Here is a 13600-nt window from a genome sequence, read left to right on the forward strand (position 1 = left end):
GGCCGAGGCCGCCTCGATCAATTTGCGAAAGAATCTTGACGGTACCGATGCTTATATCATAAACACGTAAAAAAGAAGAAGGGGCTGCCGGTTTAACCAGCAGCCCCTTCTTCCTAATAGGTCAATTCATATAGAACAAACCCGTTTGCTGAACCTAATTGCCTAATTTGTAATTTATCAGATGAAAACTCCGTCAAATCCCTACTAGACATAACGTACTTCACATAAAGCTGCCTCAAATCATCTTCAGTCAAATTCACTGTGAAGAGATCATCCTGAGTGGAATTAAATGACGTAGACGGGGCGAATACATTAGCAATGACATGAGCATACCTGTTGTATGCGCACTCGTTCTCGTTATTTTCATCGATAGAATTCCAACGCGCCAGATCAGGATAAGCATTGGTAGAGTTAATTACAGGCGCTCCATATGCAGCGCAAAGATTGGCAACTGTCCAAGAACCATCGACAACCCATTTATCTGAATAATCACTCTCTTCGACAAACTGATTAACGAGAGCCTCTAAATTCGTATCTGTAATTGGAGCCGCACCGATTTGAACTGGATTGATACAGAGCCCTGGAATTACGCCGAAGCAAATCGCGAAAGCAACAAATAAACCGGTACATTTTTTACCAAGAATATAGGAGCGAAACGAAAGGCACGAAAAAAGACAGAACAATATAAACATCAACAAATACAGCATCCTTGCAACAAGATATTTCGCAGAAAGAAGGATGAAAATCTGGAATGCTGAACTCAGAATAAGACCGATTATTAAGATAATTGACAAATAACCAATGGAGCTATTATTCCCTTGGGATTCTTTAGCCTTTTCGACAGAAATCAAAAATAGGAGAAGTTCCAGGTAACCAATAGGAAACAACAGTCGCAGAACGGGGACGTTATACATTAAGGTCATTCGAGATAGAAATGACGGAAAACCAATAAATGCAAAGGCCAGGAAAAACAATTGAAGTGCCGTAAGCAAAAATAGCTGCCAATCCCGCCTTTTAATAAAACAGAGCAGAGATGCAAGCGTTCCAAGAGGGAAGAAGCAAAGAATGGTTGCAATTTCGCATTCATTTGAAACCAGTGGTGAATCAAAGGCGTAAAAGAGTGAAATTGCATAAGAAAAAAGTTCAGGAAGTCCGCTTCCACCTGTTTCAAAGCGCGCACCAGGATAAACGGTATTCATAACAGATGTCATTGCTTCGGAGGACTGGAAGAAGGAAAGGAATATTAGTCCCGCTGAAATCAACAGGCAGGATACTAAAACAAAAGTATCAATTAGTGACCATGCAAGAACTGAATGTTGATTGTTAGATTTTAAAGTTTGACAATACTCTGTTGTTCTAAATACACCCATCAAGGCAAAAATGAAGAAAAATGGGACCATCCAAGCAGGGTACATGAGCATTATGTAACAACCACATAGCCATGCTACAGCAGCTAGCGCAATAATCCTGATATTTCTTTTTTGAGTAAAGAGCGCCCTATCCAACAACAAGACAAGGGCTTGGCCATAAAGAATCACCTCGCCCGTGCCCCACCATTGAATTAATGGCGAAAAACAAAGCAAGCATGAAAAGAGAAAGCTGAGCGGCTTTGACTTAATAATGAGAAAGGCACAATCAAAAGAGACAAGAACCATTAGACATAGTTTCGCGGACCAGGCAAACGCTAGGCCGAATTCAAAACCAAATAGCAAATAACCCCAAAGCACTGGTCTAAATAACGTGATTACGCTCCAGCAGGCAGCGCCATAAACCATCCGGACATCCGTTAAATCTCCTCTCAGGATTTCCGAAATTGGAGCATAGCCATTATGGGATTGAGATAATTGAAACAGGGTTCCAACTGAGAACTCATCACTTCGAAGGGACCTCGGTATACCCCAAAACGGAGTATCAGCGTTTTCAGGGAGCATAATGCTCCACATGCCAAGCGATGAACCGCTGATTTTAAAAGCAACGGCAAGCAACGCTACAGTCATACCGATTAACCATCGATATTTATACAAAAACTCGCTTTTATACTCAACCAATTTGATTACAGAAATGACAAATATAATAGTCAATCCAGCAACAAATAGAACTGCCCTATCGTCATTAAGCATCGGGTTGGCAATTGTAAAGCCAACCGTGCCATAGAAAGCATCAATGTAATTAACAAACAAAGACAGATATATCAGTGCAAAAGATAACGGCAGGACAAAAATACCGACATGGTAAAGGCGATACAAGCCGCCGCAAACGCGATGGTTTCGAGCTTCCGCTGCTAAATAGTTGTTCATACAGTTAATCTAAACTCCGTCTTTAATTAACTCTGCTGATTCCGCAAAACATCATTCTCATTTTCAAGTATCGCAATACGTTGAGTTAAGTTCTTGCAAGCCGTAACGAGTCTGCTGATCGCAATACTGAGAGATAGAGAAATCATCAATAAAAGTACCACGGCGACGAGAAACGCAAAATTCGAAGGACTAATAAACCCGATACAGCCTGAGATTCGATAAATCAACTCCGGAAAGCAAACGCTTAATAGCGCCACCACGCACAGGCAGAGCCATAGTAACGAGTACTTTAAAAGTAGCTTTCCTTTGCCGACTAAGGAGACGACATAAAAGAAAAGGCCACTAAAAATTACGCCAGCGCCCACACGAATTATCATACTCATTAGTGAGCCGCCTTTCTATAAACAAAACAGGCCATGGAAATTGCAAGCGAAACTTTAATCATGTAATAAATTGAAGAAAAGCCAGAAATTGATGACACTCCGCCCTGTCTCTCGCGCATAAGTACGGGAACCTCAACCACTGAAAGACCAGTTTTTAATGCTGCGGCAATAGATTCAGGCTCAGGGTAATCGTCTGGGTAGTCCCTACAGAACAGGTCTATAGCCTTTTTTCCGCACGCGCGAAATCCAGAAGTAGGATCTTTAATCGTCTTTCCGGTAAATAACCTCAACCAACCAGAAAGCCATCGGATACCCACTCTCCTTAAAAATGTAGACTGAAAGCCTTCCGTGGGCACGGCAAATCTGGAACCGATGGTTAAATCGGCACCATCAATAATCGGCTCGATTAAATTCCCGATATAAGAAGGATCATGCTGACCGTCACCATCAACCTGGACATCAATGTCATAGCCATGTCTGAGCGCATATTTATGACCGGCCTGAACGGCACCACCGATGCCTAAATTCTGCGGAAGGTCGAGGACATTAAATCCATGCTGACGACAGATAGATAGAGTTTTATCGGTTGAACCATCATTTACAACAACATAATCATAACCAGCTTCAACAACCGACGAAACAGTCTGAACAATATTGGCTTGCTCATTATAGGCAGGAATGATTACCAACACCCGCAACATGTCATCCATTAAAACCCCAACGATCCACATCGGACCTATATTGAAAATAGAACTTGCTTAATTTTATCCAAACAAACCAATCTCGAGAAATGCTCACGATAATAATTGAAGCCATTGGATCCCAACGCTTCAATGGCGTCTTTATTCATTGAAGCAATTTTCACCATGTTGCTAGCAAGTGCGCTAGCATCTGAGGGATTGGAGACGAATCCGCACCTAGCAGAACGAACCGCATTGGCGCCTTCGCCGCGCATTACAGCAAGTATTGGTTTCGAAGACGCCATGCAACTTGAAATTTTCGCCGGAATAGTAAGCTCTAACTCAGGATTGTCAGCAAATGGTGCAATCATTGCCGTTGCAATATCTGAATACGTGGGCACAACTTCAGGATCTACGCGCCCTATAAACAAAATGGACTCGCTTAGTCCCTTATTTGCAACGGTCTTCTGCAATTCCGCTCTGGACATGCCATCGCCAAGAATTAGCAGCTTCATCTCAACAGAACTATTTTTGATTGCATACGAGAATGCCTCAACAACTGTGTCAAGACCCTGTGCGGGAGTTATTGATCCGGCAAAAAGGAAAACGCACTGACTTCCAAATTGCGATCTCAGCTCCTGTGAAATACTCTTTTGTTCGTAAACCTCCTCACAGTGCTGAGGTATTACACTTATCGAAACATCCGGATTCAAAGGTTTAATCCTATGAAATAAGTTGTCGGCCAAAGAGTCACTCAAGGCAATCAGCTTATTACAGGCAGCATACTGCTTGTCGCAAAACGATTTGGCAAAAGCTCTCAGAAAGCTATTTTGGACATTTAAAACGGTGTACAAATTTTCAGGCCAAATATCCAAGACATAGGTGACAAGAGGACATTTACTTCGCAATGCAGCAAACCTTGCTGGAATTATCATCAAAATAGGACTTGTATTATAGCAAAATACAACGTCGTAATTGTTTTTGAGCCTTAACGCCTTGAAAGATGCAGTAATCGGCCAGCTAATATAGTTCAGGAAAATGCGGGCCGAAGTATTACCCTTTCGGCGTATTTCACCAGACCGAAAGACAGACGCACCATGGTAATCATCGCAACGATGGCCACAATAACCATATCCTTCAGCCCATTCACCTGAAGGATAATTTGGAATACCGCAAAGGACATCAACGCTTGCACCGTCTTCAATAAAGCCTTCGACGATGTCGTTGACTCGAAAAGTCTCCGGATAAAAATGCTGCGTTACGACAAGTATTTTTTTACCAGCGCATGAGCTAGTCATTAAATGCTCTTCCTCCACACCATCTTGTCCACGATGCCGGTGTAGCTCTGGATGATCTTGACAACCTTGGTGGACACGGTCTCGTCGGCGTAGTCGGGAACGGTCGCCTCGGGCAGCGACCCCTCCGCATCGAGCTCGACGGCAGTGTGGACGGCCTGCAGAAGACCCTTCTCGGAGATGCCGGCGAGCGTGAAGCACGCCTTGTCCAGCGCCTCGGGGCGCTCGGTGGAGGTACGGATGCACACCGCCGGGAACGGGCGGCCGACGCTCGCGAAGAAGCTGGACTCCTCGGGCAGGGTGCCGGAGTCCGACACCACCGCAAAGGCGTTCATCTGCAGGCAGTTGTAGTCGTGGAAGCCCATGGGCTCGTGCATGCGCACGCGCGGGTCCAGCTTGAAGCCGGTGGCCTCCAGGCGCTTGCGGGAGCGCGGGTGGCAGGAGTACAGGATCGGCATGTCGTATTTCTCCGCAAGCGCGTTGATGGCGGTGAACAGGCTCGCGAAGTTCGCCTCGGTGTCGATGTTCTCCTCGCGGTGGGCGGACAGCAGCATGTAGTGCTTGGGCTCCAGGCCGAGCTCGGTGAGGATGTCGGAGGTCTTGATCTTATCCAGATTTGCGCGCAGAACCTCCGCCATGGGCGAGCCCGTGACGTAGGTGCGCTCGGGGGCGCAGCCGGTGTCCTTGAGGTAGCGGCGGGCGTGCTCGGAGTAGGCCAGGTTGACGTCGGAGATCACGTCGACGATGCGGCGGTTGGTCTCCTCGGGCAGGCACTCGTCCTTGCAGCGGTTGCCCGCCTCCATGTGGAAGATGGGGATGTGGAGCCTCTTGGCCGCGATTGCCGACAGGCAGCTGTTGGTGTCGCCCAGGATCAGCAGCGCGTCGGGCTTCACCTCAACCATGAGCTTATAGCTCGCGGCGATGATGTTGCCCACGGTCTCGCCCAAGTCGGCGCCCACGGCGTCCAGGTAGACGTCGGGGTCTTCCAACGACAAGTCGCGGAAGAAGATGCCGTTGAGCGTGTAGTCGTAGTTCTGCCCGGTGTGCGCCAGCAGGCAGTCGAAGTGGCGGCGGCACTTCTTGATGACCTCGGACAGGCGGATGACCTCGGGGCGGGTGCCCACGATGATCAACAGCTTTAGGCGGCCGTCGTTATTAAAAGAAATATTGGAAGTCATAGTTTTCCCTAAAAGCCGAGTCTAGTATTTAGCCAACAATAATGAGGCGGACAACACGTCACCACATTCAACAAGTTTTGAATCGTCCCTATGCAAGGTCTCGGAGCATCCACCGACATCGTAACAAACGACCGGAACCCCACAAGCCTCAGCCTCAAGATTGACCGTAGGATAATTATCTTCGTATGTTGGATTGAATAAAACGGAGGCAGAACTATATAGTGAGGCCAACTCTATCTGAGAGTCGGTTCGCGGAATACCAACCACCCCCGGAGGTAGTTGCCTCATCTGCTTAGCACTCAGTCCAACCAAAACAATAGAATACTCGGACTTGTCAAGCTTATCCGCAAGGGCAAAAAAGTCTGAAAGACCCTTACGCTTGGACCATGGAGAGGCAACCCCTAAAATAATTTTCCTCGAATCAAGGCCGTATTTCTCCTTAACGCTAAAAACCTCACTATTGGATCGTGGCTTAAAAACGTTGAGATCAATCGTATTGTGTACAACCTCAATCGGATACTTTGATAAATAGCTACAAGCGACCAGTCCAGCCAGCCATTTAGAAGGGGTAATGATAGTCATTCGATTGGAAGGCAGCGAAGTGAAAATCGAACGTTTGGCCTCGTAGCTCCATTTACATGATGCAGAATTAATAGTTGGAGGATATCCCATAAGTTGAGGGCACCTCTTGGCGCCACATCCAGTTTTCCATTGATTGCAGCAAGAATAGGTGAAATAAGGGCAATGGCCGGTAAAAGCCCAGCAGTCGTGCAAAGTCCATACAACACGACAATCAGATCTAATCAACCATTTAAACAGTTTATCAATATTCAAATAGTAACCATGGAGGTTGTGCAAGTGAACCACGTCAGGACCGAACTCATCAAGACGATGAATCAACGCGTCGGTTTGCCTCACCGAATGAAAGCCCGCCTTACCGTCAAGGAGAGTAAGACCAACGTCAAGTATAAAATTAGCCGGTGACCCAAAACAGTATTCACTGACACTGCTCGCAGGCCTTCTTCTGCCCCAGCAAGCAAGCGATTCGTGTCCCTGATCAATAAGAGCAAGATGCTCCTTCATCATAATGCGCCCAGTGGATCCATTTGGAACGCTATTAATATGAGCGTATCTGGTCAAAACCTCTAGACTTCCTCGTAGTAAGTGTCGGGGTCCTCGGGGTCGAAGGGCTCGTTGGCCCACATGACCGTCACGAGGTCCTCGGTGCCGGACAGGTTGGTGATGGAGTGCGTGTAGCCGGGGACCATCTCCACGGCGCGCATGTCCGAACCCGAGACGATGTACTCGTCGACGGGGAACGGGTTGCCGCCGGCATCCTCGCCCACCTTCCTCAGCTTGATGGAGGCGGTGCCGGAGACCACCAGGAACCTCTCCCACTTGCTCATGTGCCAGTGGTTGCCCTTGGTGATGCCGGGCTTCGAGACGTTGATCGAGACCTGGCCGCGCTCCGGCGTGCGCAGGAACTCGGTGAACGAGCCTCGTTCATCCATGTTGGGCTTAAGGCCGTAGGCGAAGCGGCCCGGCTCGTAGTAGGAAAGGAACGTGCTCCAGAGTTTCTTGGAGAAGGAGCCCTCGGAAAGGTCCGGCACCGAAAGCGTCTCGCGGCTGTCGCGGAAGCTGCCCAGCAGGTAGACGATCTCGCCCAGGGTCCTCACGTCGGTTTCCGGGACGTAGCAGAACCCGTCGCCCTCGACGCGCTCCAGCCCCTCGTAGCCGCAGCGATGCTCGTTTCCGAGCAGGGCGCCCAGCATCTCGTCCACCAGGTCGTCGATGTAGAGGAGCTCGAGCTCGACATTGGGGTCGTTCACGGTGTAGGGGCGGCCGTTGGCGATGGCGTCGCAGAAGGTCGCGACGGCGGAGTTGTAGCGCGGGCGGCACCACTTGCCGTAGAGGTTGGGGAAGCGGTAGATGAGCACCGGGGCGCCGGTGCGCTCACCATACTCCCGGAACAGGCCCTCCCCAGCGAGCTTCGACTCACCGTAGGCCGATCCCTCGAAGCGGCCCGACAGGCTCGCCTGCGCGGAGCTGGAGAGCATGACGGGGCACGTGTTCCCGTGGCGCTCCAGGGTATCGAGCAGCGTGGAGGCGAAGCCGAAGTTGCCCTCCATGAACTCGGACTGGTCCTCGGGGCGGTTGACGCCGGCCAGGTTGAAGACGAAGTCGGCGCGGGAACAGAAGTCGTCAAGCTCGTCGGCGGTGGAGTCGATGTCGCACTCCATGACCTCGAGGGGCAACAGGGCCTGGTATTTCGCGCGGCGGTCCTTGCCGTCCCTTATGTTCTTCAGCGCGCAGCAGAGGTTCCTCCCCACGAAGCCCCTCGCGCCGGTGACGAGGACGCGCACCCTACTGCACCGCCTCGTGCTCGCGGCCCTCCAGGGCAAGCTGCACGTACTCGGCGGTCTTGATCTTGGCGATGGTGCCCTCCACGTCGAGCCTCTCGGTGTTGTGGGAGGTGTAGGACTCGTCGGCCTGGGTCTCCACCTCGCCGTCCACGACGAACTTGTCGTAGTTCAGGTCGCGCGAGTCGCATGCCACGCGGTAGTAGCCGCCCATGTCCTCGGCGCGCAGGCGCTCCTCGCGGGTCATGAGGGTCTCGAAGAGCTTCTCGCCGTGGCGGGTGCCGATCACCTGGGTGCCCGTGCGCCCGAAGACCTCCTGGACGGCCTCGGCGAGGTCGCCGATGGTCGACGCCGGCGCCTTCTGGATGAACAGGTCGCCGGGGTTGGCGTGCTCGAAGGCGAACTGCACCAGGTCGACCGCCTCGTCCAGGTTCATGAGGAAGCGGGTCATGTTGGGGTCGGTGACCGTGAGCGGCTCGCCCTTGCGGATGCGGTCGATGAACAGCGGGATGACCGAGCCGCGCGAGCACATGACGTTGCCGTAGCGGGTGCAGCAGATGGTGGTGCGGCCGGCGCCGTTGCGGGCGTTGGCGTAGATGATGGACTCCATCATGGCCTTGGACTTGCCCATGGCGTTGATGGGGTATGCCGCCTTGTCGGTGGACAGGCACACGACGCGGTCCACGCCCTCGTCGATGGCGGCGTGGAGCACGTTGTCCGTGCCGATGACGTTGGTGCGCACGGCCTCCATGGGGAAGAACTCGCAGGAGGGCACCTGCTTGAGGGCGGCGGCGTGGAAGATGTAGTCCACGCCGTGCATGGCGTCGCGCACGCTCTGGGCGTTGCGGACGTCGCCGATGAAGAAGCGCACCTTGGAGGCGAGCTCCGGGGACTTCTCCTGCAGGCGGTGGCGCATGTCGTCCTGCTTCTTCTCGTCGCGCGAGAAGATGCGGATCTCGGCCAGGTCGGTGTTCATGAAGTGCTTGAGCACGGTGTTGCCGAACGAGCCGGTGCCGCCCGTGATCATCAGGGTCTTGTCCTTGAATACGCTATCGCACATTTCAAGCTCCAATTAAATAAACTAAAGGTGAATGAATCTTAAAAACCTTAGTCGATGCTTAACCTACTAATACGTTTCTTATCCTAAACGAAAAGACGACTGCTGCACATAAATTAGAATTAAAAAGCTTTTATACCTGCGCTAAAACTGATAACTCCCCCAATTAGCGTTGAAGAAGTCATTACGGGTGGATATATAGTCTCAGCCAAACACTTTTGTATCTAAGTATTTAACAAATCTCTGATGCACTATTTCCGAATAATGCAAGGAAGCATCGCGACACATCCGACAAGATAAGCAAGCGAAATTGCGGCACTCGTTCCGTTAGGTCCAAATAGCCGAATCAATAAGCTAGAAAGGGGGACGGCAACGATTAAAGCAACTAAATTACCAACAAGATTACCAGCCATCTTTCTCTTAACAATCGTCAGGTCGGAAAAGAAGCCGATAAACGCCGTAAGCAGCGAGCTAATAACCGCACCGTATAGCAAAAAAGAGTACTGATGAATTTGGTCACCAAAAATTAGTCCCAACAAGTAGTCGCCGCAGATAAAACAAGCTAACAGAATAACAATGGACAAAACTAGAGCACCAAGAACGACCTTCATCAACATAGCATTAAATGTTTTATTATCCCCCGACTCACTAGCGCTCGCAAAAACGCCGAGCAAAGGGGCATAGGCATTAGCAGCACCCGCCTGAACGATTGCCGCAGGAGAACACACCGAGGAATAAACACCCAACATTGAGGCACCCAGTACGGTAGCAAGTTCTTGACGCGAAACGGATGTAACCGCAGCACAACAAAAAACCCCAACCGTAGCGGGAAGACACTTATAAAACAGTTCAGACATCGCCTTGAACCTGAAAGAAGGAACGATCGTGTCGAAATTAGAAGCCCAACGTGCATCAACAATCATCACGGGGAGAGACACCGCGATCATCAGAACAATACTCAATACAAGAGAATGTGAGATATACATTCCGGCGCAAAACACCAGAAGAGACAAAATACCTCTCAGTAGCATCGACATGCCACAATAAAACATATTTCCCGCTTTTTGATCAATGCCATGGAACACATCAACCATAACTTCAATTGACCTATATATGCAATAGAGGTACACGGGGAGAAGGGAAGACTGCTGACAGGTAAAGAATGCATAAGGTAATACGAAAACAAATCCCAACACTATTGTGCTTAAACGAAAACCAATGTATTCCCCTGAAGAATACTCACATGAAAGATCGGATACTTGAAAGGATCGAATCTTATATAAACCGATCGGAACAAATAGATTGCTGATTGTCATTGCCAAAGATAAATCACCAGCATAGGTAAAATCCGACGATAGTCGAACTACAGCAACTGTCGTTAACCACTGGCAAGCAAGGTATGCAATAGAGCCAACGGTATTCCATGTAATGTTTTTCTTTAAATTATCAGTCAAATTAACCCAATCGGTTTTAGATTTTATTAAATAGCCTAACCAATTACCTCTTTAGCGATTGCATCAATGCTTTCACCATATCCAACGCCAGGAACAGCCCATTTACCATTTAAATCAATGGTTCTCGGAGCGCAACCACGACTGACATATTTAAAGCGAGCGTCAATACACGGATTGACCAAGGGCTTCGTAGAACCATACGCCTTTAGATGTTGGACCTGCGCCCGCAGTCCCTCACGAACAGATCCGAAGCTATAGCCTGGGTTACCAGCCCCCGTGGCACCAAGGCCTCCAAAATTACACTGATCAGGCTGAACCAAATTGCCAAACTTTAGATACCCAGTTTCTTTCATCACCTGTCCATATAAAACCTCAGGTGAGACGCCTTCCAACTGAGCCTCTTCATATAGAATTCTGCAGAAATCTCTAATGTTCGACGCTCCCCTATCCGTATACACGGCTGAAGGGAATCCTTTAGTACCCACAGTCTTTGTGAACTGATTGGCAGCATCTAGATAGGTTGAATAGGCGGGCGACATAATAAGGCCTTCATATCCAGTCATACTTGCGCCATTACGCCCCTCCTTAATGCCGCAATTTAAATAGTGAATGTAATAGCTCTTCAGGTTCAGCCCGATAGCCTTCCTCAGGTCCGTATAACGATTTCGATAGCCGTAGACGTCGAAGGACTCGCTCCCGCGCCGGCCCTCAGCCATGCCGCAGCTGACGAAATGGCGCAGCACGGCAGCATCGTCAACGAACCTCAAACCGCCCTTGACGGCTGTAAAGGCGTTCAGGACGTCACCGTTGTTGGAGGTATAGAAGTGGAAATCGTAAACGGGGGAATAATCGGTACCGCCCTGCGAAACGACAGCGCCCGCGAGGGAATCACATCCAGTCGCGATCCTCCCCTCAGCGCGACCGCTGCTGAGGTAATGGCCATAAAGAGCGGTGAGGTTGGCACCGAACGCGCGACGCAGGTCGGGGTATCTGTTGTAATAGCTCAGCACGTCGAAGGACTCGCTCCCGCGCCGGCCCTCAGCCATGCCGCAGCTGACGAAATGGCGCAGCACGGCAGCATCGTCAATCATTACAACGCCAGCGGGGCTTCGTTTAGAAAAAGCGTTGCGAATATCTTTGTTATTCGATAGATAAAATGAGGGATCATAGACGGATGAATAATCAACACCATTGATAGTCGTAGCGTATCCCTCGATCTTTGAGCATCCGGTCCCATGCCTTCCTTCTGCTTTTCCTGCCGTAACGTAATGCTCATAGTACTTAACTAAATCAAAGCCAAAGGCAGCTCTTAAATCTGGATACTCATTAAAATAACTCTGTACATCAAAAGTGGCAGAGCCGCGCCTACCTTCGCTCATGCCATAGTTAATAAAATGGTCTAGAGCTAAATCGCTATTTCCAGCCGTAGCTTTGGCAACGTCGGGATAATGCGACAAATAGTAATTAGCATCGAATACGGAAGAATAGTCGAGCCAAGTTGACTTAGGAAATTGCGCAATGATCGCATCGGCATCGGCTTCGCCAAGACGCCTACAGCCCTCATCGCTAAAATAATTCAACACGTCCCCCGCATTAGAAATAAAGCCATGCTCGATTAGGATGCCGGGAATACCTTGTTCGCGGGCACAACGGATGACCGCGAACTCATCTCCGACTTCCATCTGGAATACACCGCGATAGCTGAGCCCCATAGAAGCGAGGTTGTTCATAACTTTATTCGCGAGCTCGACGGAAACTTGCGTGTAATCATATTCATTGGCAGTGGGGGCATATACCTCAGCGCCATGGGCAACAGGCGAACCGGAATTAATATGGAAGCTAACAAAGGCCTGCGCACCTTGACTCACGCATCGTTGGACACGATAAAGGTAATCATTTCCGGAGTAGCCACCGCTTTGCTCGCGCGCAAGAACGACTTTAAAACCATACGCCTCAAGCTTATTCTTGCAAGCAGCAACAATCTTCCAAGTTAGATCCGCTTCACTCTTTCCATTTCCTTGCGCACCGGGATCAGTGCCGCCATGGCCAGCATCAAGGGCAATTACCCGTACGTTTTTTCGAGCCGAGCGCGCAGCATAAGTAGAAATGCCGTCCGGTGAATCGGCACACTCCAACGCCTGTTTGATGGATTGAGCCTCAACAGCATTGCCTTCGCCGTCTGCATAGTAAACGGAAGTGCCCTCGGAATTAGCAGAGCTCTCAACAACCGCAAAAGAATAATCCCTGTCAGAGAGATCAATCTCATGTTCAGCATCGTCGCCCTGCAGAACATAGGTTATTGAAGTAAGAAAGTATGTATTGAGATCTAGCTTCGAGCCAAATGTAAATGCGGCAGAATTTACAGCCTGCGCGGAAGCATTAACAGCTCCCTGAACTCCGTTGGCGCTCACATAGTTTAGCGTTGCGGAGGCGATGGTATCGCTGTCATTAGGAGTTGCAAACGCGACGACTTGGTCAGCCCCACTGATAAGGTTCGGGTAGCCAATATATATATATTGGAAGGAAGAATCAGTCGATTCGGCTTGCGGTTCAACCAAAGAAGCATCTGCACCGAAATCCTCATCAGCCGCCTCGTCAACATCCACCGGCAACGACTGCTCGACAGTCATGTCTCCGTCGGCAGGGCCCTCGTCACGTGAAGCTACGCCACCGTCTGCGGACGCCGCATCTGATGTAATATTCACTGATCGTACGCTATTCACAGCATAAGCAGCGGCTACAGGACTCATCAAGGGCGAAATCGTCAAGAGAGCAGCTAAAGAAAACGCTGCTGAGGCACGCAATGCCTTTTTCATATCGTATCCCCCATCACAAATAATGATACTAATGTTGCATTATCTTACAATCTCTTCCGCATCGGAAGTCCAGTTATAAA

At 49.8% G+C, this 13600-nt stretch carries 10 protein-coding genes; all 10 read right to left on the bottom strand.

Translation table 11 applies throughout. The features are described from left to right. Nucleotides 1–113 precede the first annotated feature (113 nt). Complete coding sequence (locus tag DXD24_RS05085; RefSeq protein WP_117646337.1) at nucleotides 114–2297, bottom strand: hypothetical protein; 2184 nt, start codon at nucleotides 2295–2297, stop codon at nucleotides 114–116. A gap of 26 nt (nucleotides 2298–2323) precedes the next feature. Further along, nucleotides 2324–2680: a DUF2304 domain-containing protein gene (locus DXD24_RS10335; RefSeq protein WP_117563882.1), complete on the bottom strand. Its 357-nt coding sequence runs from the start codon at nucleotides 2678–2680 to the stop codon at nucleotides 2324–2326. Continuing rightward, complete coding sequence (locus DXD24_RS05095; protein WP_233502336.1) at nucleotides 2680–3390, bottom strand: glycosyltransferase family 2 protein; 711 nt, start codon at nucleotides 3388–3390, stop codon at nucleotides 2680–2682. The genes DXD24_RS10335 and DXD24_RS05095 overlap by 1 nt, the downstream gene beginning before the upstream one ends. 26 nt (nucleotides 3391–3416) lie before the next feature. Beyond that, complete coding sequence (locus DXD24_RS05100; protein WP_147324133.1) at nucleotides 3417–4676, bottom strand: glycosyltransferase family 4 protein; 1260 nt, start codon at nucleotides 4674–4676, stop codon at nucleotides 3417–3419. Then, nucleotides 4658–5833 carry a non-hydrolyzing UDP-N-acetylglucosamine 2-epimerase gene (gene wecB / locus DXD24_RS05105; protein ID WP_117646338.1) on the bottom strand — a complete coding sequence of 392 codons (1176 nt, stop codon included), beginning with the start codon at nucleotides 5831–5833 and terminating at the stop codon, nucleotides 4658–4660. The genes DXD24_RS05100 and wecB overlap by 19 nt, the downstream gene beginning before the upstream one ends. A 21-nt stretch (nucleotides 5834–5854) precedes the next feature. Beyond that, a complete protein-coding gene (locus DXD24_RS05110; RefSeq protein WP_117563885.1) occupies nucleotides 5855–6919 on the bottom strand; it encodes a glycosyltransferase in 1065 nt (354 codons plus the stop codon). A gap of 59 nt (nucleotides 6920–6978) precedes the next feature. Beyond that, nucleotides 6979–8196, bottom strand: coding sequence for an NAD-dependent epimerase/dehydratase family protein (locus tag DXD24_RS05115; RefSeq protein WP_117563886.1), 1218 nt, complete (start codon nucleotides 8194–8196; stop codon nucleotides 6979–6981). Nucleotide 8197: 1 nt separating this feature from the next. Next, nucleotides 8198–9253, bottom strand: a complete 1056-nt coding sequence (locus DXD24_RS05120) for a polysaccharide biosynthesis protein (protein WP_117563887.1) — start codon at nucleotides 9251–9253, stop codon at nucleotides 8198–8200. A 248-nt stretch (nucleotides 9254–9501) separates the two neighbouring features. Then, nucleotides 9502–10704 (bottom strand): lipopolysaccharide biosynthesis protein, encoded by a 1203-nt coding sequence (locus tag DXD24_RS05125; RefSeq protein WP_147326351.1) that lies wholly within the window; start codon nucleotides 10702–10704, stop codon nucleotides 9502–9504. A 35-nt stretch (nucleotides 10705–10739) separates the two neighbouring features. Beyond that, on the bottom strand, nucleotides 10740–13520 hold the full coding sequence (locus DXD24_RS05130) for an N-acetylmuramoyl-L-alanine amidase (protein WP_117646339.1): 2781 nt from the start codon (nucleotides 13518–13520) through the stop codon (nucleotides 10740–10742). Nucleotides 13521–13600: the final 80 nt, after the last annotated feature.

This window comes from Collinsella sp. TF12-2AT (assembly GCF_003436735.1).
Lineage (GTDB): Bacteria > Actinomycetota > Coriobacteriia > Coriobacteriales > Coriobacteriaceae > Collinsella.